The following is a 25,412-nucleotide window of genomic DNA, read 5'->3' on the forward strand; positions in this document are numbered from 1 at the left end:
CCGCCTTCACCAGCGCGGCACGGCGCCGGCCGGCGCCGCATGCGAGGGAAAATGCGGCAGCACTTCCTGCGCCAGTTCCTGCAGCACCTCCGCGGCCGGGCGCTGGCCATGCTGGATGCCCAGCGCCGCATGGTTGACGCCCGCTTCGCGCCATTCACCGAGCAAGTCGATCAAGCCCTTGCGCCCCGTGCGCAGCACATAGCCGCTGCGCACGGGCGTGCGCGGATAATCGGGGTCGTCCACCAGGTCCAGCCACTCGTTGCACATGTGCGGACGAAAGCCGCCATCCGGTATGCAGGCGCGCCAGGCGCGGATCTTGTCCGCCAGCCGGCTCGGCCCCTCCGGCGTATCCGTCGCTTCCGGATACGTCAGCCAGCCATCGGCGTGGCGCCCTATCCATTCCAGTGGCTGCCCCGAGGAACTGGTGACGACGAGGGGAATGGCGCCCGCCACGGGCTTGGGCAGCAGTTCGAGGCCAGCCAGGCTGCCCAGCGGGCCGTCGATGCTGGCGGGGCCTGCCCGCAGCAGCTGGCGGAACATGTGCACGGCCTGCGCATAACGCGCACCGCGCGTGGCGTATGGCACGCCATACGCTGGAAATTCGCTGGCCCGGTCGCCCGAGGCCGTGCCCAGCACCAGGCGTCCGCCCGACAGCTGGTCGATGCTGGCGGCCGCCTTGGCCAGGTCGATCGGATGGCGCAGGGTGAAAATGGCGCTGCCCGTGGCCAGGGCCAGCGACTCCGTGCGCGCCGCCAGATACGCCAGATAGGTCCACGGGTCGAACAACTGGCCCGCATCGCCGAAGCGCGGGTCGAACAGGGGAATGTCGCGCACCCAGGCAGCGGCAAAGCCTTGCCGGTCCATGGCGGCGACCAGGTCGGCCTGGCCGGCCAGCGCCTGCATGTCGCCCTGGTAAAAACGCAGCGGCAGATAAATGCCGAGGGTGAGCGCGCCGGGCGCGAACATGCGGCGGTAGCCGGCATGGTGGGCAAACGCGTGCGAAGACGCGCCGCTGGTATCGATCGTCATATTGTTCCTTGATATAGGTCAAGCGCCCGTGGCGGGCGCGGGAAGCGTGATGCCCAGCTGCACGGCCGGGCGGGCCGCCACGCGGGCGTACCAGGCGGCCACGTGCGGCCAGTCATCGAGCTTGAAGCCGACCAGGTCGGCGATGTGCAGCCAGCCGAAGCTGGCGATGTCGGCGATGGAATAGTCGTCGCCGGCCAGGTAGGCGTGGTCCGCCAGGCGGCCGTCCATGGTGGCCAGCGCGGCGTCGCACAAGTGGCGGAAGTGCACCGTGGCGGACACGTTCGCGCCTGCGTCCGCGATCTCAAAGTGCACGCGCTGGCCCAGCATCGGCCCCATGCTGGCCGCGTGAAATTGCAGCCAGGTGATGGCGGCCCAGCGCTGCCGTGGCTGCGCCGGCAGCAGGCGCCCCGTCTTTTCCGCCAGGTACAGCAGGATGGCGGCCGACTCGAACACGGTGATGCCCGTCTCGTGGTCGACCAGCACAGGAATGCGCCCGTGCGGATTGAGGGCCAGAAAGGCGGGCAAGCGGTGTTCGCCCTGTTCGATGCGCACATGGCGCAATCGATAGGGCAAGCCCAGTTCGGCCAGCGCGATGGTGGCCTTGAAACCGTTGGGCGAGCTGTCGGTATAGAGCTCCATCATGACGCCGCCTCCTGGCGCGCGGCCTTGCCGGGCAGGATGACGATGGCGCAGGCCAGGCCCGCCGCCACCAGGCAAGCGGAAACGAGGATGGCGCCGCTGTAGCCTTGCGCGGCCGTGCCGCCGCCGGCCAGCACGGCGATACTGACCGCCACGCCCACGGCCAGGCCGACGGCCGAGCCGACTTCCTGCGTGGTCGTCAGCATGCCGCCCGCCAGGCCATGGTCCGCTTCCGGCACGCCATCGATGCCGGCCACGGTCCAGGCGGGAAACGCCAGGCCATAGCCGATGCCGGCCAGCACGGTGCCTGGCAGGATGGATGCGGCCCACGACGCCAGCGTGGCCAGCGACGCGCCCAGCATGGCCAGGCCGCCGATGAACAGCAGCATGCCGCCAACGATGACGGGCTTGGTGCCGCAGCGGGCGATCAATGCCGGCCCGGCCCACGCGCTGGCCAGGGTAAAGGCGACGGCCATCGGCAGCAAGCCCAGTCCCGTGCGCGTGGCGGAAAAGCCCAGCACTTCCTGCATGGCCAGCGCCACAACGACAAAGGTGGGGCCGAGGGCCGTATTGGCCAGCAGGGAGACGATATTCGCGCCGCCCGTCGAGCGACGCAGGAAGACGGCCAGCGGCATCAGCGGCGCGGCCACGCGCCCCTCCACCCAGACGAACAGCGCCAGCAAGGCCAGTGCCAGCGCGACCAGGGAAAACGTGAGCGGATGCGCCAATCCCACATGCTCGCTATTGGCAAAGGCAAACACCAGCGTCGCCGCGCCCGACGCCACCAGCAGTGCGCCCCACACGTCGAGCGAGCCGCCAGCCGCGGCGGCATCGGGCCGGCCCTGGGGCAAGGCCGGCGACAGGGCCAGCACCAGCAAGCCGACAGGCACATTGATCCACAGCACCCAGCGCCAGCCCAGCAGGTCCGTGATGAAGCCGCCCAGTATCAGTCCCGCGACAAAGCCGCTGGCCGCCACGGCCGTCCAGGCGCCGAGCGCCCGGTTGCGCTGCGCCGGCTCGGGAAACACGGCCAGCAGCAGGGAAAACGCGGCAGGCGAAAACATGGCGGCGCCGAAGCCCTGCAGCGCGCGCGTGGCCACCAGCATGGCCGGGCTGTGCGAAAAGCCGCCCAGCAAGGAGGCGGCCGTGAACAGCAACAGCCCCGCGATGAAGACGCGGCGGCGGCCAAACAGGTCGGCCGCGCGCCCGCCCAGCAGCAGGAAGCCGGCGATGGCCACGCCATACGCATTGATCACCCATTGCAGCCCGCCGGGAGTGAAGCCCAGGCTGTGCTGGATTTGCGGCAAGGGGATCATGGTGATGGAAAAATCGAGCAAGGCAACGAATTGCGTGGTGCACAGCAAAAGCAGGCAAAGCTGCCGATGTGAAAGTAACATGGAGATCCTATCGATATAGTTTTACTCGACGTCAAAAGAACGCCGAACTCCCCTATAATGCGTTTTCCAAGAGCGAAACAGAAACGATGTTTTTTCGCGATTAACTTTAGAAAAACTATATCGATGGCACATCCTTTACCGCTCCAGGCGCTGCGCGCCTTTGTCGAAGTGGGCCAGCGCGGCAGCATCAAGGCGGCCGCCGAAGCGCTGCACGTGACGTCCGGCGCCGTCAGCCAGCAAATCCGCCTGCTGGAAGAACGGGTCGGCATGCCCCTGTTTACGCGCGAACGCCAGGGCTTGCGCCTGACCGAGGCGGGGGCCAGGGTCCACCCCGCCCTGCTGGGCGCCTTCGCGCAGATCGCCGGCGCCAGCCAGGCGCTGGAAGACATGGGCGCGCGCCAGACGCTCACCGTCAGCACGGTCGCCACCTTTGCCGCCGCTTGGCTGGTGCCGCGCCTGGGCCGCTTCAACCAGCGCCATCCCCATATCGAGGTGCGCGTGGAAGCGACATCCGCGCTGGTCGACCTGCGTCGCGACCGGGTCGACGTGGCCTTGCGCCACGGACTGGGCGACTATCCGGGCTTGCAGGTGACGCGTTTGATGGCGCCCGTGCTGGTGCCCGTCGCCAGCCCGGCCCTGATGGCGGGCCAGCCGCCCATCGCCACGCCGGCCGATTGCCTGCGCTACCCGCTGCTGCACGACACGGACCGCGCCGACTGGCCCCTGTGGCTGGCCGCGCATGGCGCGCCGGACGGCAGCGAGGATGCGGCGCGGGCGCTGCGCGGCTCGGCCTTCGAAGATGATTTTCTGTTGATACGCGCGGCCGAGGCGGGCCAGGGCCTGGCCCTGGTGCCGCAGCTGTATGCGCAGGAAGAAATCGCCGCCGGGCGCCTGGTGCAAGTGCTGGACTTGCCGTGGCCCGCGCGCTTTGCCTACTATCTGGTGACGCGGCCCGACGCAGCCACGCGCCCTGGCGTGCAGGCATTCATGGCATGGATTTGCGAGGAAGCGCAGGCCACGCGCTAGAACACATCGCCCCCGGCCGCACACGACACCACGCCGCACGCGGTGCTGAACAGCACCGGCACGCCGGCGCGTCCCATGGCGACGCAGCTTGCGGCGGGCAGCACGGCCAACAGCAGCGCCAGGTAGGCGAGCACCTGCAGGCGGCCCAGGGCCGGTCGCACAGCGCCCGCGGTATCGCGCGCCATGCCGCGCCTGAACGCCGTATTGCCCCTGCAGGCATCTGCCCTGCCGCTTGTCATCCAGTTCGTAAGCATGTCCCTCTCCTCGATTCCGGTTACCGGCCTGTCCCGCCTGCTTGAACGGCCTGCACGCCTGCTGGTCAGGCTGTAATGGTATTTTGCTGCATAAATTTACCAAATACAATAAATAAATCCAAAAAGAAACAATTTTTTAGTTTGCCATAATGCATGATTGCGCAAAGAAATCCGCCTTGACAGAGTGTAAAATGGGGAACTGGACACTGGCGCCGCCATCGAGTCCGGGTATTGCCGCATGGAAAATTCAATTTTAATCATTGCAATCAGTAAATTCGTTGGAATGCATTTCGTTTATGCGGCAAACGGACTCAATCATTCAGGTGGCAGGCTGCTGGCCGCGGGCATCCGGCCAAACTTGATGTAGATCATAATTTTTTGAACAAGCTCTTGCTATCCTGTAAAAAAATGACGGGAGCCCCGGATGAACAAGACGCAGTCGAGCAATGCGGAGCAAAAGTTTGCACATGAGCGCCTGGGCAGCGCCTGGCAAGGCGTGCCGGTTCCCGGCTATCCGGAAAGCGCGCCGGAAGGCGCCACGCTCGACCTGCTGCTGAACGCCTGGCTGGGCAAGTTCACGGGCGGCATTTCGCCGGCCGCGCTGGGCAACGCATATGCCGACTGGCTCAGCCACCTGGCGCTGGCGCCGTCGAAGCAGCAAACGCTGCTGCAGGAAGCGTGGAAGAAGATCGGCCGCTGGCAGCAATATGCCTGGCAATCGGCCCTGACCGGCGGCGCCGCCGAGCCGCCGTGCATCGCGCCGCTGCCGCAGGACCGGCGCTTCGACGACCCGGCCTGGCAACGCTGGCCCTACAATCTCGTCTACCAGGGCTTCTTGCTGCAGCAGCAGTGGTGGCACCGCGCCACCACGGGCGTGCGCGGCGTCTCGCCGCACCACGAGGATGTCGTCACGTTCACCGTGCGCCAGTGGCTCGACATGCTGGCGCCGTCGAACTTCCTGCTGACCAATCCCGTGGTGCAGCAAGCCACCCTCGCGAGCGGCGGCGCCAGTCTGGCGCGCGGCATGGTCCACGCGGCCGACGACTGGCAGCGCGCCGCCATGGGCGCCGGCGCGGCCGGCGAAGCCACGTTCAAGGTGGGCGGAAACGTGGCCGTCACGCCGGGCAAGGTGGTTTACCGCAATGACTTGATCGAATTGATACAGTACGCGCCCGCGACGGAGAGCGTGCATGCCACGCCGCTGCTGTTCGTGCCCGCCTGGATCATGAAGTTCTATATTCTCGACCTGTCGCCGCACAATTCGCTGGTGCGCTACTTGGTGGGCCAGGGCCACACGGTGTTCATGATTTCCTGGAAAAACCCGCAGGAAGAAGACCGCGAGCTGTCGCTGGAAGACTACCGCCAGCTGGGCGTGATGGATGCGCTCGACGCCGTTGCCCGCATCACGGGCGCGCCGCAGGTGCACGCGGCCGGCTACTGCCTGGGCGGCACCCTGCTGGCGATCGCCGCCGCGACGATGGCGCGCGACGGCGATGCGCGCCTGGCCAGCCTCACCATGCTGGCCTCGCAGGTGGACTTCAAGGAGCCGGGCGAACTGTCGCTGTTCATCGACGACAGCCAGGTCAGCTTCCTGGAAGCGGCCATGTGGAAGCAGGGTTACCTCGATACGAAGCAGATGGCGGGCGCCTTCCAGTTGCTGCGCTCAAACGATCTGATCTGGTCGCGCCGCTTGAACCACTACCTGCTGGGACAAGATGAACAGGACAGCGACCTGATGGCCTGGAACGGGGACGCCACGCGCATGCCCTGCCGCATGCATTCGGAATACCTGCGCCGCCTGTTCCTGCACAACGACCTGGCCGAAGGCCGCTACCGCACGGCAGGCCGCCACATCGCCCTGCCCGACATCGATGCACCGATCTTTGCCGTCGGCACCCTGACGGATCACGTGGCGCCGTGGCGCTCCGTCTACAAACTGCAGCTGCTGACCGACACGGACGTCACCTTCCTGCTCACCTCGGGCGGCCACAACGCGGGCGTCGTCTCGCCGCCGGGACAGCCGCGCCGCAGCTACCAGCTGGCCACGCACCGCCACGACGCGCCCTATGTCGACGCGGACAGCTGGCAGCGCGACGTGCCGCACCATGACGGTTCCTGGTGGCCCGCCTGGCAATCCTGGCTGGCGCAGCAAGCGGGCGCGCAAGTGGCGCCGCCGGCCATGGGCCCCGATCTGGGCGACGCGCCGGGCAGCTACGTGCTGCAGACCTGACAACTGACAACCGAGGAAACGCCATGCCCTACACCACCCTGCTGGTCCACGTCGACAATTCCCGCCACTGCGCCCAGCGCATCCGCCTGGCCGTGCGCCTGGCCATCGCCGAAGGGGCGCACCTGATCGGTTCGGCCATGAGCGGCATCTCGCGCTACGCGTATGGCGGCGGCGTCAACGCGCTGCAGTTTGCGCCGGCGCAAATGCAGGCGCTGCGCACCCAGGCCAGCGAAGCCTTGCACGACTTCGAGCGCATCGCGCGCGAGGAAGGCCTGGGCGCCTACGAAACGCGCTTCGTCGACGACGACGCGCAAGGCGCGCTGCTGCTGCAGGCGCGCTATTGCGACTTGCTGATCCTGGGCCAGACGGATGCGCAGGATACGCCGTCGCGCGTCATCGCCGGCACGGCCGAATACCTGATGCTCCATTGCGGCCGGCCCGTGCTGATGGTGCCGCACGCGCCCTCCGCCGCGCCGGCGGGCGCCGCGCAGCATCCGCTGCTGGCCTGGAACGGCAGCGCCGAAGCGCTGCGCGCCATCACCGATGCGCTGCCGCTGCTGCAAAGGGCGCGGCAAGTCACCCTGGCCGTCGTCAATTCGCACGCCCAGCCGGCCGCGCACGGCGAGCAGCCGGGCGCCGACCTGGCCCTGTACCTGGCGCGCCATGGCGTCAACGTCGAGGTGCTGCAGCACGACACGCCGCCGGGCCAGGACGTGGGCACGGCGCTGCTGGCCATGGCCGCGCAGCGGCGCTGCGACCTGGTCGTGATGGGCTGCTACGGCCACATGCGCCTGCGCGAAGCGCTGCTGGGCGGCGTCACGCGCACGGTGCTGCAAGAGACGACGTTGCCGGTGCTGGTGTCGCACTAGCGCGGCCGGCGGGCCTTCAGCCTTCCTTCACCCGCCCCTCATCCGCGCTTCATGCGCGGCGGCGACACTGCTCATGCCCTCACCCACACCAGGAGTACAGCATGAGCAAGACACACGGCGCCACCGCGCATTTCCACGCCCGCAGGCACTTTCTGTCGGGGATGACGGTGCTGGCCGGCCTCGCCGCATGCGGCGGCAGTTCGCTGCCGCGCGCATCCGGCGTGACGGACCGGCAGATCGGCGTCGCCCCCGGCGTCAGCCTGCACGTGCGCGACTGGCCATCGGCACGGGGTGACAGCCACGACGTGATCGTGCTGCTGGCCGGCCTGGGCGCCAATGCGCATGCGTTCGACAGCCTGGCGCCCGCGCTGGCGCGCCGCCACCGCGTGCTGGCCATCACGCGGCGCGGCTACGGTTCGTCGAGCAAGCCAACGCCCGCCAGCGACGCCAGCTACTCTCCCGCCACCCTGGTGGCCGACCTGCTGGCCGTGCTGGACGCACTGAAGGTGCCGCGCATCATCCTGGCCGGGCATTCCATCGCCGGCAACGAGCTGACCCTGTTCGCGGGCAGCCACCCGCGGCGCGTGCGGGGCCTCGCCTACCTGGACACGACCTTCGATTACCTGGCCAGCGGCGGCTATGAAGAACCCGCACCGACGCCCTACGATGAACCGCCGCCCAGCCCGGCCGACCTGGCATCGCTGGACGCCTCGATCGCCTATGGCAGGCGCATCAACAAGCAATGGTGGCCCGCGCTGGAAGCGAACTGGCGCGATGCGCTGGAAGTGCTGCCCGACGGTTCGGTGCGGCCCAATACCCCGCCCGCCATCGCCAGGGCCATGGACGTGGCCGCGCACAATTTTTCGCCCGACTACCGCCGCGTGCACGCGCCGGCGCTGGTCGTCACCGTCGATCCCGGCACCTTGCGCAACCTGTTTCCATGGCTGCTGCAAGCCGATCCCGCCACGCGGGCCGCCGCGCAGGAAGTACTCGACTTTATCCGGCCCCTGCGCCTGGCCGACGGCGAGCGCCTGGCCGCCGCCCTGCCCGGCAGCAGCCACCTGGTGATGCGCAACGGCTTCCACAGCGATTTCTTCATCGAATACGAGAGCACGGTGGTCGACGCCATCGAGGCCATGCGCTGGGAAGGTCTACAATAGGCGTGCAGCCAGCCGCCGCGCAGTGCCGCCTCGCACACGGCGCGGTCTTCTCCGTTTCCCTTGTCCCAAGGAGTTCCGCATGAGCAAGCAAGCCACCATCGTCCTCGTCCACGGTTTCTGGGGCGGCGCCGCCCACTGGAGCCGCGTCATCGTCGAATTGCGGCGCCACGGCCACATGGCCATCCGCGCCGTCGAACTGCCCTTGACGTCGCTGGCCGACGACGCCGAGCGCACACGCAAGATGGTGGCGCAGGTCGATGGCCCGGTGTTGCTGGTGGGACACTCCTACGGCGGCGCCGTCATCAGCGTGGCCGGCAATGCGCCGAATGTGGCGGGCCTCGTGTACATCGCCGCCTTTGCCCCCGACGCGGGCGAAAGCCCGGGCAGCATCACGCAGGAACACCCGCCCCTGGGCGCGGCCAGCCTGGAAGGCGACAGCGACGGCTATCTGTGGGTCAAGCCCGAGCAATACCATGACAGCTTTTGCCAGGACCTCGACGCGGAAGAAGGCGCCGTGCTGGGCGTGGTGCAGAAAGCGCCGCTGGCCAGCACCTTCGGCGACACCGTCAGCGACCCGGCCTGGAAACATAAGCCCAGCTGGTACCAGGTGTCCAGCGCCGACCGCATGATTTCCCCCGTCAACCAGGAGCGCATGGCGGCGCGCCTGCAAGCGAGAAAGGTCATCACCCTGAACGCCAGCCACGCCTCGCTGGCCTCGCGCCCCGTGGAAGTGGCGGCGCTGATACTGGAGGCGGCGGGCTCGCTGGCCGCAGCGTAAGCTTGCCGGCTACAGCCAGCCTTCGCGCTTCAGGCGCCGGTGCAGCCACCAGCAGCCGGCGATGATGACGACGATCACGGCCGGATAGCTGCCGCGCCACTTCAGTTCCGGCATGAATTCGAAATTCATGCCGTACAGGCTGAAGACCATGGTGGGCACGGCCAGGATGGCGGCCCAGGCGGCCAGGCGCTTGACGACCTCGTTCTGGCGGATGGAAATCTGTCCCAGCGCCACCTGCATGGCCGAATTGACCAGCTCGCGCATCTGCCCCGCCGTATGCGTGACCCGTTTCACGTGGTCGAGAATGTCGCGGTAATAGATGCGGTTTTCCTTGGGCACGATATCGCCATGGAAACGGATCAGCTGGGTGCAGATGTCATGCAGGGGATTGACGGCCGCGTCGAGCTTCAGCAGTTCCGTCTTGAGCTGGTAGAAGTCCTGCAGCTTGTCCTCGCTCAAACTGGGCTTGAACAGCTGCAGTTCATGGTGCTGGAAGCGGGCCTGCAAATGGTCGATGCACGGCTGGTACTGGTCGACGATGAAATCGATGATGGAATACAACACGTAGCCGGGACCGCTGGCCAGCTTCTCGGGCATGCTTTCCTTGCGTTCGCGCAACTTCGCATAACCGGCCGAGGCGCCGTGGCGCACCGTGATGATGAAGCGGGGACCGAGAAAGACGTGGGTTTCGCCGTAGACGATGGCCTCGCCATCCAGGGTGGCCGTGTGCATCACCATGAACAGGGTGTCGCCGTACTCTTCCAGCTTGGGGCGCTCGTGCGCGCCCTGCGCATCCTCGACAGCCAGTTCGTGCAGGCCGAAGGCCGCTTGCAGCGCATGCATGGCCGTGACGTCGGGGCTGGCCAGGCCGATCCACACGAAACAATCGGGGTCGCCGAGGAAGTCGCCCACCTTGTCGATATCAAAGTGCGCGATCTTCTTGCCGTCGCGATACGCTTCGCAATTGACGACGGCGGCGTGGGTACTCAGGTCCATGGTGTTTTTCGGCCAGGGGCAACAATATTGGGGGGCCAGTATAGCGGAAAGCGCATGACTGCCATGCCAATCCGGCTACCGCATTGACATTCGGGCACGTCAATGTAAAATGAGAACCATTCGCATTTAAGAAGAGCCTGCATGCGCCAGCGGCACGGGACTTCCGCGCCAACCTGGAGTGTGCCGTGACGTATGCCGTATCGCCTGCCGCCGATTCTCAAAGCCCCATGTCATTGAGTCAGCTGTATGGCCAGCACCATCCGTGGCTGTTGCGCTGGCTGCGCGGCAAATTGTCCTGCACGGATCACGCGGCCGACCTGGCGCAGGATACCTTCATCAAGCTGCTGGCCACGCCCGGCGAGCGCGCCGTCACCCTGCGCGAGCCGCGCGCCTACCTGACCACCGTGGCGCGCCGCCTGCTGATCGACCATTACCGCCGCCAGTCGCTGGAGCAGGCCTGGCTGGCCACCCTGGCGCAGCTGCCCGCCCCCGTCACGCCGTCGGCGGAAGACCGCTTGCTGATCCTGGAAACCCTGCACCAGATCGACGCCATGCTCGACGGCCTGGGGGCGAAGGTGCGCACGGCCTTCCTGCTGTCGCAGCTGGAAGGCATGGCGTATGCGGACATCGCCGCGCGCCTGAAGGTGAGCGAGCGCACCGTCAAGCGCTACATGGTGCAGGCGTTCGAACAATGCATCCTGCTGCTGGCCTGACATGAGCGCGGCCCTCGATGCGCGCGCCGCGCGCGAAGCGGCGCACTGGATGATGCGCCTGCAAGGCGGAGAACTCGACGCTGCCGCGCAACAGGGGCTGGCCCGCTGGCGCGCCGCCCACCCCGACCATGAAACGGCGTGGCAGCGGGCCGAGCAAGTGTGCCGCACCTTCGGCATGCTGCCCCCGCCGCTGGCCATGCCCTTGTCCAGGCAAGTGCTGGACCGCCCGTCCGGCGCGCAGCGCCGCGCCATCCTGAAGACCCTGGCCGTGCTGATCGTCGCCGGCCCAGCCGGCTGGGCTATGCTGCGCGTGGCGCCATGGCAGGCCTGGACGGCCGACCTGCGCACGGCCACGGGAGACATCCGCCATTTCCCCCTGGCCGACGGCAGCGGATTGAGCCTGAATACGGCCAGCGCCGCCGATGTCGCCTTCGGCGCATCCCTGCGCCTGGTGCAGCTGCGCGGCGGAGAGATACACGTGGCGACCAGCCCCGATCCCCTCGGGCGTCCCTTCATCGTGCGCACCAGCAACGGCAACATCCGCGCCCTCGGCACGCGCTTCACGGTGCGCCAGGACGACAGCCTGCTGGGCGCGCGCACCCACGTGGCCGTCTCGCAGGGCGCCGTGGAAGTGCGGCCAGCCGAAGGCCGGCCCGTCACCGTGAAGGCGGGCTGGCAAGCCAGTTTCGATGAAACGGCCGCCGGCGCGCCGCAGCCGCTGGCGCCGCACGCGTCCGCCTGGCTCAAGGGCTTGCTGTACGCGGACGACACGCCGCTGGAGCAGGTACTGGCGCAGCTGGCCCGCTACCGCCACGGCGTGGTGCGCTGCGATCCGGCCGTGGCGCGGCTGCGCGTGTCGGGCGTGTACCAGCTGCGCGACACGGACGCCCTGCTGGCCCTGCTGCAAGCGTCGCTGCCCATCCGAGTGCGGCGCCACAGCCGTTGGTGGATTTCTGTCGAGCCCGCATAAAAATTTTTGAGAAGAATGTCCCTTTCCGTCATGTGCCCCGTCAATCCACACAGGACCAACACATGAACGAAGGGAAACAAGCAATGAAGCACTACCGCCACACCAGCATCACCCTGGCCCTGCTGGGCAGCCTGGCCCTAAGCGCGCCCGCATCCGCCCAGCAGCAACCGCAACAGGCGCCCGCGCGCCACTACCAGGTGGCCGCCGGCCCCCTCGGTGCCGTCCTGTCCGCGTTTGCGGCCGACGCGGGAGTCAGCATTTCCGGCGCCGCCAGCCTGTATGCGGGCTTGAACAGCCGCGGCTTGAACGGCAACTACCAGGTGGCCGACGGTTTCGCCCGCCTGCTCGATGGCAGCGGCTTATACGCTGTCGACCAGGGCGGTGGCCACTACGCCGTGCGCAAGCTGCCCTCGGCGGCCGATGCGGCCACGCTGCCCGGCATCGCCGTGCGCGCCACGGCCGAGCGCAGCACGAGCACGGAAGGCACGGGCTCGTACACGACGCCGGCCACGGCCAGCGCCACGGGCCTGGTGCTGTCCTTGCGCGAGACGCCGCAATCGGTCAGCGTCATCACGCGCCAGCGCATGGACGACCAGGACTTGCTGACCGTGCGCGACGTGCTTCGCAATACGCCCGGCATCGCCGTCAACCAGTTCGACACGGAACGCAGCACCTTTTCCGCGCGCGGCTTCGACGTCGACAACTTCCAGTACGACGGCGTGCCCACCACCTATAAAGTGCAGTATTCGGGCGGCGAATCGGAAATGGATTCGCTGATCTACGACCGCGTGGAAGTGACGCGGGGCGCCACGGGCTTGCTGACGGGCGCCGGCTACCCGTCCGCCTCGATCAACCTGGTGCGCAAGCGGGCCAGCGCCAGGCAATTCGAAGGGCAATGGTCGCTGGCGGCCGGCTCGTGGAGCGATTACCGGGGCACGCTCGACCTGGCCACGCCGTTGAACGCCGACGGCTCCGTGCGCGGCCGCGTGGCCGGCGCCTGGCAGGACCGCAAGTCGTTTACCAATGGCTATTCGAACCAGCGCCAGCTCGTCTACGCCACCGTCGAGGCGGACCTGGCGCCCGGCACCGTGGCCATGCTGGGCGCCAGCTACCAGAAGAACGACCCGAAAGGCAGCAACTGGGGCGGCTTCCCCCTGTGGTACAGCGACGGCACGCGCACCAATTTCGACCGATCCGTCACGACGGCGCCCCGCTGGGCCGCCTGGGCCACGGAACAGACGAATGTGCACGCCACCGTGGAACATGCGCTGGGCCAGGGCTGGAAAGCGCAGGCGCAAGCCATGTACAGCAAGCACACGGAAGACACGCCGCTGGTATTCCTGGCCGAACGGCCCGATAGAATCACGGGCCTGGGCATGCTCGGCTATCCGAACCGCTACATCGGCGCGCGCGACCAGAGCAGCGCCGACGTGAAGCTGTCGGGGCCATTTTCCCTGGGCGGACGCCAGCATGAAGTCATCGTCGGGGCCAATTACACGGTGCAGCACGCCGAGTTCAGCGTCAAGGAAGCGCTCGACCCTGAACCGATCGGCAATTTCCTCGCCTGGGATGGCAGCTACCCGCAGCCGGCCTGGGGCGAACTCGTGCTGTCGGAAAAATACACGACCAAACAATATGGCGCGTATGGCGCGGCGCGCCTGAACCTTGCCGACAACACCAAATTGATACTCGGCGGTCGCTTGAGCCGCTGGGACAAGGACCGCATCGGCTTTGACGGCAGCGCCCGCTTTGCCTTCGCCAAGAGCAAGTTCGTGCCGTATGCGGGCGTGGTGGTGGACCTGAACGACACCTATTCGGCGTATGCCAGCTACACGGACATCTTCCGCCCGCAGGAAAACCAGGACCGCACGGGCGCCTGGCTGGACCCGCTGACGGGGCAAAGCATGGAAGTGGGCTTGAAGGGAGAACTGGCCGGGGGCCGGGCCAACGGTTCCATCGGCATCTTCGAGATCAAGCAGGATAAGCTGGCCCAGCCGGACGGCGCACACAGGATTCCCGGCACCACCACGCAAGCGTACTATGCGGCGCGCGGCGCCACCAGCCGCGGCATCGAGGGGGAATTGTCAGGCCGCCTGGCACCGGGCTGGAACGTGACGGCCAGCGCCAGCCACTTCCGCGCCAGGGACCGCGAACAGCAGGACATCAACACCCTGTCTCCGCGCTCGACGGCGCGCCTGTTCACCACCTGGAAGGTAAAGCCAGACCTCACCGTGGGCGGCGGCATCAACTGGCAAAGCAAGTTCTACTTTGACGACGAAGGCCCGAACGGCAAGGAAAGAGTGACGCAGGAAGCCTACAGCACGGTGAGCCTGATGGCCACGTACCAGCTGTCGCGCCAGCTGACGGCCCAGCTGAACGTGGAAAACGCGCTGGACAAGAAGTACATCAACATCAACACCTACGCGCAAGGCACGTATGGCGTCCCGCGCAGCGTGCGGGGGACGTTGACGTACCGGTTCTGATATCGCATCCAACGGCATAACACGCCAGGCGAGTTGCGGAAACGGCTGCAAACGCCGCTGCCACCGCTCGCCTTACTGCGTTTGCGCGTACAGCACGCGCACCTCCACCCTGCGGTTCAAGGCATTGCACTGTTCCGTTTCATATGCGGTAGTGCTTGCCTCGACAGGGCATTTCACGCGCGGCTCCCGCGCACCCGCCCCTTCCGATCGCATTGTCAGATTCTTTCCATCCAGCGCAGTTCTGAGTACATTGACAATCGCCTCTGCGCGCAGCTCCGATAGACGTTGATTATCCACGGCTTTTCCAGCAATACTGCCCGCGAAAGGACGGGCGTCACTGTGGCCGCGCACCATAATGTCATGCGGCGTACCCGATGCCAGAATGGCTGAGGCAAGAGCCTGCAGACGCGGTTGTACCGTTGGCAATAATTGCTCGCTGCCGGTTTTGAACAGCAAGTCGTTGGATAGGTCGAAACAGGGATTCAAGACAGGCCGGCTCTTGATGATGCGCATCGTTGCCGCATCCAGACGCAAGGTGGCAACCTTGAGGACGACCGGTTCAGGGCTGAAAATACTGGCCTCCGGCTTCGTGCGTACGCTGAACGTGACAAGCGACACGCCGCCAACGCCGGTCCACAATACATCGGCATGATGTACCAGCAATCGCCCCCCGGCGCTCCTGCGGCAGTCAAGGATGGGGCGGCCGACGACTTCCGTGACGCGCTCGATTTCACCGAGCTCGGTCTCGGGCACTTCGATGCTGACGTCGGGAATACGCACACCCAATAGCTGGAAAGCCATATGCACCATCTTCATGAACGGCCCGAAGAACAGCACGAGTACCAGCGGTGCGACGAACACTGCGGCAAGCTGCGCCAATCTGCGCTGCGGCTTCGGCTGCGCACCTGCGACCGTGATACCCGCTTGCGTACCAGCCGTGCCTAGAAAGAGGGTAAGAAAACCGGCACAGAAAAAGATCAATATCAGTAAAAACAAAGAAGGTCTAGCACCGGCGAATGCATACAGCAAGGACAGCAAAAAAAAGAACAGCGATACCAGGCAATAGCCAACGCCACGCAGCCCGGCTGGAACGACAAACAGGGTCGCCTGACCACAGCCAGCGTACCTCCTGGAAACCCGCTTTTCCAGCCAGGAGCACAGCTGGAGCAGCCACACTGCGGACATGGCCCCGAACAACAGGAAGATACAGTACAGAAAACCGAACATCAGTGCCACAAAGATAAAGAATACCACTTCGCCTGGCGTCAAACTGCTGGGAAAAAACTGAATGTCAAACAGATAGGTCAGCGTGACGATGGCGCCCACTGCAACGGCCAGTTTATATGTCAAGGTCGTCACGAGATCGAGGATCGCTATTTTCTTGCTCAGCGAATCGCCGCTATACGTCGGGACAGGTGCTGCTTCTGGCGGGGGGCTCGGTATGATCACAGTATCGCCTTACGAAAGACAAGACGTTTGACTCGCTTGGACAGACAACAGACATACTCATCACTCCTTTGGCAAAGGCTGGAATGACGGATCCATCTATACAAGTCTAGTGAGTCGTCACGCCGCTGTGCGGCGATCGCAGCGAAGCTTGATACAGATTAAACAAGGACGATCTGGCTCGAACGAGCTCGCCACCTACCCCGTCGAAATAACCATGTTCAAGGCGCGCCGCAATTCCTTCAGCCGCGGCGGCTTGCCCAGCACGCAGTTGACGTGTTCCGGGTAGTCGCTGTCGGCCGCCAGGCGCTGGCCCCAGCCCGTGAGCATGATGATGGGCGTGGCCGGCGAATGCTGGCGCACGGCGCTGGCCACCTTGCGCCCGTCCACGTGGGGCATGCCCAGGTCCGTGATGACCACCGCGAAATGCTCGCCCCTGTCGCAGGCGGCCAGGAAGCAGTCGATGCCGGCCTGGCCGCCATCGGCGGACACCACGTCGTGGCCGTCGATTTCCAGGATGTCGCGCAGGGACTTGAGCACCATCGGGTCGTCGTCCACCACGAGGATGCGCAGGCGCGGCGGCACAGCGTGGGCCGTGTCGGGCACTTCGACCCCCTCGCCTTCCGCGCAGGCGGGAAACGCCAGGCGCACCGCCGTGCCCTGCCCCGGCGCCGTGACGATGTCGATGCCGGCCCCATGGCGCTCCATCATGCCGTACACCATGGCCAGGCCCAGGCCCGTGCCCCGCTCGCCCTTGGTGGTAAAAAACGGTTCCAGGCAGCGGCGGCGCGTATTTTCGTCCATGCCGATGCCCGTATCGCCCACTTCGACCTGCACCTGCCGTACCCCGGCCTGGCCCGGCGCGCCGATGCAGGCCGTGCGCACGGTCAGGGTGCCGCCTTCCGGCATGGCGTCGACGGCGTTGAAGACCAGGTTCGTCAGCGCTTCGCGGATTTCGCCCACGCTGCCGGGCAGCATGGGCAACCCGTCCGTCAGCTCCATGCGCAGGGCGATGACGATGCCGCGCTGCTGCGGCATGTCGCTCCAGCGCGCGCGCGTCAAGTCCAGCACCTGCTGCACCACCAGGTTGACATTGATGGGCGACAGCGCCAGTTGCGGTTCGCGCTGGCGGTAGAATTCGCGCATGCGCGCCACCGTGGCGGCCACGTCGTCGATGGCCCGTTCGATCACTTCCAGGCAATGCCGGCCCTGCGGACTGAGATTGGTTTCCGTCTCCAGCAAGGACTCGGTGTACAGGGCCACGGGGGAAATGGCGTTATTGATATCGTGCGCGATGCCGCTGGCCATCTGCCCCAGCGCACGCAGGCGCTCCTGCTGCATCACCGACTGCTGGGTCTGGCGCAAATCGTCATACGCGCGCTGCAGCGCGCCATAGAGCTGCGCCTGGTTGGCGGCCAGCGCCACATGCTCGCTCAGCTGGCTGAGGAATTCGCATTCGCCGCTGGTGAAGCTGTGCGCGGCACGGCGCGCCACGATCAGGATGCCGAAGACCGTGTTTTCAGCCAGCAGCGGCGCCATGACGAGGGCGCGCAGCCCCCCTTGCGCCAGCCGCTGCGGAAACGGAAACGCCACCCCGGCGATGTCGGCTTCATACACGAGCTTGCCGCGCACGCAGCTCGACAGGCCATTTTCATCGATGGGAATGTGCGCGTGTTCGCTCATCATGAAGGACTGCGCCAGCGCCTCGCTGCGCACGCCCACGCACGTCACCTGCAGCGCGTGCTGCGACGGCTCATACAGGCAGATGCAGCTGAAATCGATGGGCAGCTGCTCTTCCAGGCTGCGCACCACCACCTGGAAGATGCTGCGCAAGTCCTGCCGCTCGCCGATCGAGCGCGTGATCTGCTGCAGCAGGTTCAGGCGCTCGAGCTGTTCATGCACCTTGCGCTCGGCCAGCTGGCGTTCGGCGATCTGCGTTTCCAGGGCGGCATTCGTGTGCGCCAGCTCGTCGCGCGAGACGGTGGTGCGGCGCAGCTTTTCCGTCATGCCGTCGAAGGCGCGCGCCAGGTCGCCGATTTCATTCTTGGTGTGCACGCCGAGCGCAAAATCGAGTTTGCCGGCGCCGACGATCAGGGTGCCCTGGCGCAACTTTTCCAGCGGTCCCGTGACGCTGGTCATGGTGAAGTAGATCAAGCCGGCCACCAGCGCGATGATCATGCCGCCAAACAGCATCACGGCCACGTTGGCGTGCTGCTGCGCCTCCAGCACGCCTTGCCGGCTCAATTCGGACAGCCGCATCGCATCCGAAATCATGCCCTGCACCTTGCCCATGATCTGGCCCGACAGGCGCGCTTCCAGCTCGCCCAGCACCTCGCGCCGCTGCGGGTCCTGCCCCAGCTCGCGGTGATTCGCGACAAACAGCTCGAACAGGCCGCCCACGCCGGCCAGGTCGCCCTGCAATTCGCGCAGCAGCTTGCGCTCTTCGTCGCCGTTGAAGGCGGGCGTGGCCAGCAGCCCCGTGGACAGCGACTCGCTGCGCAGCTGCCACTGGGCGCGCGTGCGCGCGCCATGGTGCAGCGCATACTCGATCGACAGGTAGCGCAGCGACGTGACGGCTTGCAGGATATCGGCCGCCGCCTTGTTCTTCGCCAGTTCGCGCTGCATCGCCATGGTGGTGGAGAACAGCACGGCGACGATGATGGCCACCAGCACCACGCAAAACAATTGGGCCAGCTTGAAGCGCGTGACGATTTTCACGGTGGCCCTCTCAATGAATGACCGTCACGGCCGATGGCGCCACGGCTTCCAGGCCATCCAGATAGACGGCGTCGAGGAAGTTCGGCATGTCGCCGCGCTCGCCCAGGCGGTTCTTGATGGCCCAGCGCGCCTCGTCTTCCAGCGCCAGCAGCAAGCCCTGGTCGAGCACGACGCCAAACTGATAACCGTGCCAGGCCGCCTGCAGGCGCGCCGCCTCGCCGGGCGACGCCCTGGCAAACAGGGCGCGCGCGGCGTCGGGCTCGTCCTGGCAAAAGCGCGCGCCGGCGATCAGCGCGCGCAGTACCTTGCGCATCGTCGCCGGATGCGCACGCACGTAATCGCCCGCGCCGGCCACGTTGAACAGGCCCGCATACACGTCCTCGCCATAGAAGATGGCCGCCTTGCCCGCGATGGCGTGCGTCATGGCCGTCAGGAACGGTTCCCAGCCGGCCGCCGCATCGACCTCGCCCCGCGCCAGCGCAGCGGCCAGCTGGTCCGGCGCGTAGTTGTGCAGGGTGACTTCGCCTGGCAGCAGCTTCTGGCGGTTCAGGAAGGCGTCCAGCGCGAACTGGCCGGAGGTGCCCAGGGTCACGCCGATGCGCTTGCCCTTCAGGCTGGCGGGCGTGGACACGCCGCGGTCCAGGCGCCCCACGATGCCGTGGTCGCGTTCGGCCTCGAAGATGCTGGCGATGATGACGACGGACTGGTTCTTCAGGCTCGCCAGCACCACGGGAATATCGGACACGGTGCCCAGGTCGGCCTGGCCCTGCAACACGGCTTCCAGCGACGCCTTGCCCGACGAGTAGGATTGCAGCCGCGCGTGGATGCCTTCGCGCGCGAAATAGCCCTGCCCGTGCGCGGCCAGCACGGGGCAGCTGCCCACGTATTCCGCGTTCACGGCCAGGCGCAGCTCTTCCACGGGGCCGGACGGCGGCGCGGCACGGAAATACAGCCGCCACAGGGCGATGGCGGCCAGCACCGCCAGCAGCAGTGCGGCCGCCAGCCAGACCGTCCGCCGCGCTGGCGTCGGGCCGCTCATGCGCTGCACTGCGCCGTGGCCAACTCCAGCGCGCTGTTGACGGCCTCGGAAAACGCCACCACGTCGACCGGCTTGGTGAGATACCGGTAAAAGCCGGCCGCCAGCCCCTGGCGAACATCGCCGGGCCCCGCCACGGCCGTCAGGGCGATGACGGGAATATGCGCCGTGCGGGCATCGGCGCGCAGCAGCTGCATGACTTGCGTGCCGCTGATGTCGGGCAGGTCGATATCCATCAGTATCAGCTGCGGCAGGTGGCGGCGCGCCATCTCCAGGCCCGTTTGCCCGTCGCCGGCCGACAGCAGGTCGAGATCGGGGCGAAAATGGATCAGGCCCGCCACCAGGGTCACGTTCAGGGGATTGTCTTCCACATACAGCAGCGTCTTGCGCTCCGGCAACGCTATCGGCTCGGCGGGCCGGGCAATGGCGGGCAGGCGCGGGCTTTCCTGCAGCGGCTGGCGCGCCGGGCAACTGGCGATATCGAGCCAGAAAGTGCTGCCGCGCCCGGGCGTGCTGGCCACGCCGAGCCTGCCCTGCATGGCTTCGGCCAGGCGCTTGCTGACTACCAGTCCCAGGCCCGTGCCCTCCTCGTCGCGCGCATCGCGTCCCAGGCGGTTGAAGGGCTGGAACAGCGCCTCCAGCTGCGCGGCACTCAGCCCGGCACCCGTGTCGCGCACGGACAGGCGCAGCCGCTGCGCATCGACGGGCTGGCAATCGACGTGGATCTCGCCCTGTTCGCGGTTGTACTTGACGGCGTTCGACAGCAGGTTGATCAGCACCTGCTTGAGGCGCGTGCGGTCGGCCAGCACATGCAGGCCGACCGCTTCCACGAACGTCAGGGTGATGCCGCGCTTGTGCGCCAGCGGTTCCATCATTTGCCAGCATTCGTGGTAGATGCCGGCCAGGTCCACGGGCTCCATCGACAGCGACATATTGCCCGACTCGATCCTGGCGATGTCGAGGATATCGTTGATCAAGGTCAACAAATGCCGGCCGGCGCCGAAGATGTGCGAGGCAAAGGTTTTCCTTTCCTGCGCCGTCGAGGGAATCGAATCGGACGTGAGCATCTGCGAAAAGCCCAGGATGGCGTTGAGCGGCGTGCGCAGCTCGTGGCTCATACTGGACAGGAAATTGGTCTTTTCCTGATTCGCCCGCTCGGCCACTTCGCGGGCCAGCTGCAAATCCTTGTTCATGGCGTCGAGTTCGGCCGTGTGCTGGCGCAGCAGCAGTTCCAGGCGCGCATTGGCGATGCGCAACTGGCGCGTTTCCAGCGCCCGCGCCAGTATCAGCAGGATGCCCGACACCTTGAACGGCTTGACGACGTAATCGAGCGCACCCGCCTGCATGGCCTGCACGGCCGAGGCAATCGTGCCTTCGCCCGTCATGATGATGCAGGCCAGGTCGGGATCGATCTGCCGCGCCGCTTCCACCACGGCGATGCCGTTCATGCCCGGCATCATCAGGTCGACCAACAGCAGGTCGAACGATTCGACGGCCAGCAGGGACAGCGCCGCCTCGCCCGAGGCGAGCCCCGTCGTGTCGTAAGCCTGGCCGCGCAAGGTGTCGCACAGCGCGCGCACATGCGCCAGCTCGTCATCGACGATCAGTATCCGCGGCGGCATTGGTGAGCTGTTCATGCATTCTCCTGGCGGCATGGCCTTGCGGACCTGAAACCTGCCCCGCAAGATGCGTTCCGAGCATAGCACTTGAAAATTACCAAAAATACACGCTTTGTCACGCGCGCGGCGACGCCAGGCAGAGGCTAGGTCATGGCGGGCAGCCCCCGCAGCAGCTTGTCGAGGGTCAGCGGATAGTCGCGCACACGTACCCCCGTCGCGTTATAGACGGCATTCGCGATCGCGGCCGCCACGCCGCAGATGCCCAGTTCGCCCACGCCCTTGGCTTTCATGGGCGAGGACATGGGGTCCGTTTCATCGAGGAAGATGACGTCCTGGTGCGGGATGTCGGCGTGCACGGGCACTTCGTAGCCGGCCAGGTCGTGGTTGACGAAAAAGCCGCGCCGCTGGTCGACCACCAGTTCCTCCATCAGGGCCGCGCCCACGCCCATGGTCATGGCGCCGATCACCTGGCTGCGCGCCGCTTTCGGGTTCAAAATGCGGCCGGCCGCGCACACGGCCAGCATGCGGCGCACGCGCACTTCGCCCGTGTCGCTGTCCACGCCCACTTCGACGAAATGCGCGCCGAACGTCGATTGCTGGAATTTTTTATCGAGGTCGCCATATTCCATGCGGTCTTCCGCGACGATGTCGCCATGGTAGGCGGCGGCTGCGAGCGGTACGCTGCGCTCGCCCTGGCTCACCTGGCCGTCGGAAAAGCGCGCCTCCTTCTCGTCGAAACCCAGCTTGGCGGCGATGGCCTGGCGCAGGCGCACGCAGGCAGCGTACACGCCGGCCGTGGAACTGTTGCCGCCCCACTGCCCGCCCGAACCGGCCGAAACGGGGAAATCCGAGTCGCCCAGGCGCACGACGACCCGCGTCAAGGTCACACCCAGCATTTCCGCCGCCGTCTGCGCGATGATGGTGTAACTGCCCGTGCCGATGTCCGTCATGTCCGTTTCCACGGTCACGATGCCGTTGGCGTCGAGGCGCACGCGGGCGGCGGACGGCATGACGAGGTTGTTGCGGAAGGCGGACGCCACGCCCATGCCCACCAGCCAGCGGCCGTCGCGCCGCATGCCCGGCTGCGTCGACCTCTCCTTCCAGCCGAATTCCACGGCGCCCGTGCGCAGGCAATCGATCAGGCGGCGCTGAGAAAACGGCCTGCCTGGTTTTTCCGGGTCCACTTTCGTGTCGTTCAGGATGCGAAAGACGATGGGGTCCATTTTCAATTTATCGGCCATTTCGTCCATGGCGACCTCCAGCGCCATCAGCCCCGGCGCCTCGCCTGGCGCGCGCATGGCGTTGCCTTCCGGCAAATCGAGCACGGCCAGGCGCATGGCCGTCATGCGGTTCGGCCCCGCGTACAGCAGCCGCGTCTGCATCACGGCCGTTTCCGGCTGGCCCCCTTTCAAGTCGCCCGACCACGATTCATGGCCGATGGCCGTGATCTTGCCATCGCGCGTGGCGCCGAGGCGCAGGCGCTGGATGGTGGCGGGCCGGTGCGTCGTGTTGTTGAACATCAAGGGCCGCGTCAGGGCCACCTTGACGGGACGCTGCGCCGCGCGCGCCCCCAGGGCTGCCAGCAAGGCCTCCGCGCGCACGAACAGCTTGCCGCCGAAACCGCCGCCGATGTAGGGCGAGACGATGCGCACCTTGTCTTTCGGCACGCCCAGGGTGCGGGCCAGGTCGCCACGGCCCCAGTCCACCATCTGGTTCGCCGTCCACACCGTCAATTTATCCCCTTCCCAGGCGGCAATCGAAGCGTGCGGCTCCATCATGGCGTGCGACTGGTCGGGCGTCGTATAAGTGGCGTCCAGGCGCACGGGGGCCTGGGCATAGGCGCCGGCGAAGTTGCCCGTCTTGCTGTCGGGCTGGCCATCCTTCGGCTTGGTGGCCGTATTCTTCGCCTTGGCCAGGTCGAAAACACCCGGCTGTTCGACATATTTAACGTCAAGCAACTGCGCGGCCGAGCGGGCTTGTTCGAAGGTTTCCGCCACCACCAGGGCGATGGCCTGGTGGTAATGCTCGACCTCGGGGCCGCCCAGCAGCCTGGCCGTGTTCATCTTGCCTTTGCCCAATTTCCCAGCCGATTCCGCCGTCACCACGGCCAGCACGCCGGGCGCGCGCCGCGCCGCGCTGCTGTCGATGGAGGCGATGCGGCCCCTGGCGATGGCCGCGCCTACGACCTGGCCGTAGGCGGCGTGCGGCGCGGCCTTGTTTTGTTCATAGGCGTACGGCGCCGTGCCCGTGGTTTTCAGGGGGCCGTCGATGCGGTCCGTGGGGCGGCCCACGACTTTCAGCTGGTCGATGGGATTGGTGGTCGCCGGTGTCGTAAATTTCATGGCCCTAGCCTTTCTGTGCGGATGCGTGCGCCATCACGGCGGCGATCGTGCGCTGCGCCAGGGTCACCTTGAAGGCGTTGTCGGCCGTCGGCAGGGCGCCGGCCAGCAGGCGTTCGCTCACGGCGGCGGCGCCTTGGGGCATCGATTGCTCCGCCGCGGCAATTCTCCACGGCTGCGGCGCGACGCCGCCCAGGGCCAGCCTGCCCGTGCCGTCCGGCAAGATAATCGCCGCCACGGACACCAGCGCGAACGCATACGAGGCGCGGTCGCGCACCTTGCGGTAGACGTGCATGCCGCCGACGGGCCGGGGCAAGGTCACGCTGGTGATCAGCTCGCCCGGCTGCAGCACGGTTTCCAGCTGCGGCGTGCTGCCCGGCAAGCGGTAAAAGTCCGCAATGGGGATGCTGCGCGTGCTGCCGTCGGCCCGCACCGTGTCGATGGAAGCGTCGAGCACGCGCATGGCCACGGCCATGTCGCTGGGATGCGTGGCGATGCAGGCTTCGCTGCCGCCCAAAATCGCCAGCGGCCGGCTGAAGCCGGCGATGGCCGAACAACCGCTGCCCGGCACGCGCTTGTTGCAGGCCTGGTTCGTGTCATAGAAGTACGGGCAGCGCGTACGCTGCAGCAAATTGCCGGCCGTCGTTGCCTTGTTGCGCAATTGCGCCGAAGCGCCGGCCAGCAAGGCGCGTGACAGCACGGCATAATCGCGCCGCACCGTGGCGTGCGCCGCCAGCGCCGTGTTGCGCACGAGGGCGCCGATGCGCAAGCCGCCGTCCTTTGTAGTTTCCACCTTGTCCAGGGCGAGGCCATTGACGTCGATCAAATGCGCGGGCGTTTCGATGTCGAGTTTCATCAGATCGAGCAGATTCGTGCCGCCGGCGATGAACCTGGCGCCCGGCGTGTTCACGGCGGCGGCCGCCGCTTCGGCCGGCGTGGCGGGCTTCTGGTAGCTGAACACTCTCATGCCGGCCTCCCCGCCACTTCCGTGATGGCTTCGATGATGTTGGAATACGCGCCGCAGCGGCAGAGATTGCCGCTCATGCGTTCGCGCAATTCTTCCGGCGTCGCCTGCGGCGCCGCATTCAAGTCGGTGCTGACGTGGCTGGGGATGCCCTGGCGGATCTCGCCCAGCGCGGCGACGGCCGAACAGATCTGCCCCGGAGTGCAATAGCCGCATTGATAGCCGTCATGCGCGATGAAAGCCGCCTGCATGGGGTGCAGTTTGTCGGGCGTGCCCATCCCCTCGATGGTGGTGACCTTCGCGCCGTCATGCATCACGGCCAGGGTCAGGCAGGCATTGATGCGCTGGCCGTCGAGCAGGACGGTGCAGGCGCCGCATTGCCCGTGGTCGCAGCCCTTCTTGGTGCCCGTCAGGTGCAGGTGTTCGCGCAAGGCGTCGAGCAAGGTGGTGCGCGTGTCGAGTTCCAGGCTGCGGCGCTGGCCGTTGACGTCCAGGCTGACTTGCATCAGGACGGGCGGCGCCTGGCCGGACGTGCTCACCGCTTGCGCCGCTCCCGCCACGCCGGGCACGGCCACCGCCGTGGCCGACAGCGCGCCGGCGATCAGCACGCCGCGCCTGCCAGCATTGATGTGATTACACTCGGTCATGTCGCGCTTCCTCCTGGCAGTGGGCTGGGTGGGCGCATGCAGGCCCGGAGTTCCACTCTGTCAGCGGAATTTCTGCGCGTCTGTACGCGAACGAACGTA

The 25,412-nt window shown here is 66.7% G+C and carries 20 protein-coding genes; 8 read left to right on the forward strand and 12 right to left on the reverse strand.

What is annotated here, in order from left to right; genetic code table 11:
• Nucleotides 1-6: 6 nt before the first annotated feature.
• Genes O3298_RS14120 through O3298_RS14130 form a run of 3 tightly spaced genes read right to left on the reverse strand, consistent with a single transcriptional unit; the run spans nucleotide 7 to nucleotide 3,065 of the window.
• Nucleotides 7-1,029 (reverse strand): LLM class oxidoreductase, encoded by a 1,023-nt coding sequence (locus O3298_RS14120; RefSeq protein WP_305059728.1) that lies wholly within the window; start codon nucleotides 1,027-1,029, stop codon nucleotides 7-9.
• A gap of 18 nt (nucleotides 1,030-1,047) precedes the next feature.
• Nucleotides 1,048-1,671 carry a glutathione S-transferase family protein gene (locus tag O3298_RS14125; RefSeq protein ID WP_305059729.1) on the reverse strand — a complete coding sequence of 208 codons (624 nt, stop codon included), beginning with the start codon at nucleotides 1,669-1,671 and terminating at the stop codon, nucleotides 1,048-1,050.
• Nucleotides 1,668-3,065, reverse strand: a complete 1,398-nt coding sequence (locus O3298_RS14130; RefSeq protein ID WP_305059730.1) for an MFS transporter — start codon at nucleotides 3,063-3,065, stop codon at nucleotides 1,668-1,670. Before O3298_RS14130 ends, O3298_RS14125 begins: the two co-directional genes overlap by 4 nt.
• A 123-nt stretch (nucleotides 3,066-3,188) precedes the next feature.
• On the opposite strand from O3298_RS14130, the gene gcvA reads away from it, so the two are divergent.
• Complete coding sequence (gene gcvA, locus O3298_RS14135) at nucleotides 3,189-4,091, forward strand: transcriptional regulator GcvA (RefSeq protein WP_305059731.1); 903 nt, start codon at nucleotides 3,189-3,191, stop codon at nucleotides 4,089-4,091.
• Here the strand turns inward: gcvA and O3298_RS14140 are convergent.
• Entirely contained in the window at nucleotides 4,088-4,345 is a 258-nt protein-coding gene (locus tag O3298_RS14140) for a hypothetical protein (RefSeq protein ID WP_305059732.1), read from the reverse strand. The two genes, gcvA and O3298_RS14140, sit on opposite strands and share 4 nt — an antisense overlap.
• Nucleotides 4,346-4,769: 424 nt before the next feature.
• On the opposite strand from O3298_RS14140, the gene O3298_RS14145 reads away from it, so the two are divergent.
• The 4 genes from O3298_RS14145 to O3298_RS14160 all read left to right on the forward strand — a co-directional run bounded on the left by O3298_RS14145 (nucleotide 4,770) and on the right by O3298_RS14160 (nucleotide 9,382).
• Nucleotides 4,770-6,575 (forward strand): alpha/beta hydrolase, encoded by a 1,806-nt coding sequence (locus tag O3298_RS14145; protein WP_305055258.1) that lies wholly within the window; start codon nucleotides 4,770-4,772, stop codon nucleotides 6,573-6,575.
• Nucleotides 6,576-6,598: 23 nt separating this feature from the next.
• Nucleotides 6,599-7,444, forward strand: a complete 846-nt coding sequence (locus O3298_RS14150) for a universal stress protein (protein WP_305055257.1) — start codon at nucleotides 6,599-6,601, stop codon at nucleotides 7,442-7,444.
• A gap of 101 nt (nucleotides 7,445-7,545) precedes the next feature.
• Nucleotides 7,546-8,604, forward strand: coding sequence for an alpha/beta hydrolase (locus O3298_RS14155; RefSeq protein WP_305059733.1), 1,059 nt, complete (start codon nucleotides 7,546-7,548; stop codon nucleotides 8,602-8,604).
• Nucleotides 8,605-8,683: 79 nt separating this feature from the next.
• Nucleotides 8,684-9,382 carry an alpha/beta hydrolase gene (locus O3298_RS14160; RefSeq protein ID WP_305059734.1) on the forward strand — a complete coding sequence of 233 codons (699 nt, stop codon included), beginning with the start codon at nucleotides 8,684-8,686 and terminating at the stop codon, nucleotides 9,380-9,382.
• Between the two features lie 9 nt (nucleotides 9,383-9,391).
• Here O3298_RS14160 and O3298_RS14165 read toward each other — a convergent pair whose 3' ends face one another.
• Nucleotides 9,392-10,378, reverse strand: a complete 987-nt coding sequence (locus O3298_RS14165) for a magnesium and cobalt transport protein CorA (protein ID WP_099664247.1) — start codon at nucleotides 10,376-10,378, stop codon at nucleotides 9,392-9,394.
• Nucleotides 10,379-10,563: 185 nt separating this feature from the next.
• Here O3298_RS14165 and O3298_RS14170 point away from each other — a divergent pair, with 185 nt between their 5' ends.
• The 3 genes from O3298_RS14170 to O3298_RS14180 all read left to right on the forward strand — a co-directional run bounded on the left by O3298_RS14170 (nucleotide 10,564) and on the right by O3298_RS14180 (nucleotide 14,544).
• Nucleotides 10,564-11,091 carry a sigma-70 family RNA polymerase sigma factor gene (locus O3298_RS14170; RefSeq protein ID WP_289898178.1) on the forward strand — a complete coding sequence of 176 codons (528 nt, stop codon included), beginning with the start codon at nucleotides 10,564-10,566 and terminating at the stop codon, nucleotides 11,089-11,091.
• 1 nt (nucleotide 11,092) lies between these two features.
• The gene (locus O3298_RS14175) at nucleotides 11,093-12,061 is read left to right on the forward strand and encodes a FecR domain-containing protein (RefSeq protein ID WP_305059735.1); all 969 of its coding nucleotides are present in this window, start codon (nucleotides 11,093-11,095) and stop codon (nucleotides 12,059-12,061) included.
• Between the two features lie 62 nt (nucleotides 12,062-12,123).
• Nucleotides 12,124-14,544: a TonB-dependent receptor gene (locus O3298_RS14180; protein ID WP_305059736.1), complete on the forward strand. Its 2,421-nt coding sequence runs from the start codon at nucleotides 12,124-12,126 to the stop codon at nucleotides 14,542-14,544.
• Nucleotides 14,545-14,616: 72 nt separating this feature from the next.
• On the opposite strand, the gene O3298_RS14185 is transcribed toward O3298_RS14180, so the two are convergent.
• The 7 genes from O3298_RS14185 to paoA form a co-directional block, all read right to left on the reverse strand.
• Nucleotides 14,617-15,993, reverse strand: a complete 1,377-nt coding sequence (locus O3298_RS14185) for an OmpA family protein (RefSeq protein ID WP_305059737.1) — start codon at nucleotides 15,991-15,993, stop codon at nucleotides 14,617-14,619.
• Between the two features lie 195 nt (nucleotides 15,994-16,188).
• The gene (locus O3298_RS14190) at nucleotides 16,189-18,708 is read right to left on the reverse strand and encodes an ATP-binding protein (RefSeq protein WP_305059738.1); all 2,520 of its coding nucleotides are present in this window, start codon (nucleotides 18,706-18,708) and stop codon (nucleotides 16,189-16,191) included.
• Nucleotides 18,709-18,718: 10 nt separating this feature from the next.
• On the reverse strand, nucleotides 18,719-19,747 hold the full coding sequence (locus O3298_RS14195; RefSeq protein ID WP_305059739.1) for an ABC transporter substrate-binding protein: 1,029 nt from the start codon (nucleotides 19,745-19,747) through the stop codon (nucleotides 18,719-18,721).
• Nucleotides 19,744-21,381 carry a response regulator gene (locus O3298_RS14200; protein WP_305059740.1) on the reverse strand — a complete coding sequence of 546 codons (1,638 nt, stop codon included), beginning with the start codon at nucleotides 21,379-21,381 and terminating at the stop codon, nucleotides 19,744-19,746. Before O3298_RS14200 ends, O3298_RS14195 begins: the two co-directional genes overlap by 4 nt.
• A gap of 125 nt (nucleotides 21,382-21,506) precedes the next feature.
• Entirely contained in the window at nucleotides 21,507-23,705 is a 2,199-nt protein-coding gene (gene paoC, locus O3298_RS14205; protein ID WP_305059741.1) for an aldehyde oxidoreductase molybdenum-binding subunit PaoC, read from the reverse strand.
• A gap of 4 nt (nucleotides 23,706-23,709) precedes the next feature.
• The gene (locus tag O3298_RS14210) at nucleotides 23,710-24,669 is read right to left on the reverse strand and encodes a xanthine dehydrogenase family protein subunit M (protein WP_305059742.1); all 960 of its coding nucleotides are present in this window, start codon (nucleotides 24,667-24,669) and stop codon (nucleotides 23,710-23,712) included.
• A complete protein-coding gene (gene paoA / locus O3298_RS14215; RefSeq protein ID WP_289915389.1) occupies nucleotides 24,666-25,313 on the reverse strand; it encodes an aldehyde dehydrogenase iron-sulfur subunit PaoA in 648 nt (215 codons plus the stop codon). Before paoA ends, O3298_RS14210 begins: the two co-directional genes overlap by 4 nt.
• Nucleotides 25,314-25,412: the final 99 nt, after the last annotated feature.

It is taken from the genome of Janthinobacterium sp. SUN137 (assembly GCF_030587265.1).
Classification (GTDB): domain Bacteria; phylum Pseudomonadota; class Gammaproteobacteria; order Burkholderiales; family Burkholderiaceae_D; genus Janthinobacterium; species Janthinobacterium kumbetense.

Bases quoted from the DNA above. Each gene is read 5' to 3' on its own strand.
- O3298_RS14140 (WP_305059732.1), bottom strand. From the start codon at position 4,345: ATGCTTACGAACTGGATGACAAGCGGCAGGGCAGATGCCTGCAGGGGC.
- gcvA (WP_305059731.1), top strand. From the start codon at position 3,189: ATGGCACATCCTTTACCGCTCCAGGCGCTGCGCGCCTTTGTCGAAGTG.
- O3298_RS14125 (WP_305059729.1), bottom strand. From the start codon at position 1,671: ATGATGGAGCTCTATACCGACAGCTCGCCCAACGGTTTCAAGGCCACC.
- O3298_RS14165 (WP_099664247.1), bottom strand. From the start codon at position 10,378: ATGGACCTGAGTACCCACGCCGCCGTCGTCAATTGCGAAGCGTATCGC.
- O3298_RS14210 (WP_305059742.1), bottom strand. From the start codon at position 24,669: ATGAGAGTGTTCAGCTACCAGAAGCCCGCCACGCCGGCCGAAGCGGCG.
- O3298_RS14130 (WP_305059730.1), bottom strand. From the start codon at position 3,065: ATGTTACTTTCACATCGGCAGCTTTGCCTGCTTTTGCTGTGCACCACG.
- O3298_RS14150 (WP_305055257.1), top strand. From the start codon at position 6,599: ATGCCCTACACCACCCTGCTGGTCCACGTCGACAATTCCCGCCACTGC.
- O3298_RS14195 (WP_305059739.1), bottom strand. From the start codon at position 19,747: ATGAGCGGCCCGACGCCAGCGCGGCGGACGGTCTGGCTGGCGGCCGCA.
- O3298_RS14160 (WP_305059734.1), top strand. From the start codon at position 8,684: ATGAGCAAGCAAGCCACCATCGTCCTCGTCCACGGTTTCTGGGGCGGC.
- O3298_RS14120 (WP_305059728.1), bottom strand. From the start codon at position 1,029: ATGACGATCGATACCAGCGGCGCGTCTTCGCACGCGTTTGCCCACCAT.
- O3298_RS14145 (WP_305055258.1), top strand. From the start codon at position 4,770: ATGAACAAGACGCAGTCGAGCAATGCGGAGCAAAAGTTTGCACATGAG.
- O3298_RS14200 (WP_305059740.1), bottom strand. From the start codon at position 21,381: ATGAACAGCTCACCAATGCCGCCGCGGATACTGATCGTCGATGACGAG.
- paoA (WP_289915389.1), bottom strand. From the start codon at position 25,313: ATGACCGAGTGTAATCACATCAATGCTGGCAGGCGCGGCGTGCTGATC.
- O3298_RS14155 (WP_305059733.1), top strand. From the start codon at position 7,546: ATGAGCAAGACACACGGCGCCACCGCGCATTTCCACGCCCGCAGGCAC.
- O3298_RS14175 (WP_305059735.1), top strand. From the start codon at position 11,093: ATGAGCGCGGCCCTCGATGCGCGCGCCGCGCGCGAAGCGGCGCACTGG.
- paoC (WP_305059741.1), bottom strand. From the start codon at position 23,705: ATGAAATTTACGACACCGGCGACCACCAATCCCATCGACCAGCTGAAA.
- O3298_RS14180 (WP_305059736.1), top strand. From the start codon at position 12,124: ATGAACGAAGGGAAACAAGCAATGAAGCACTACCGCCACACCAGCATC.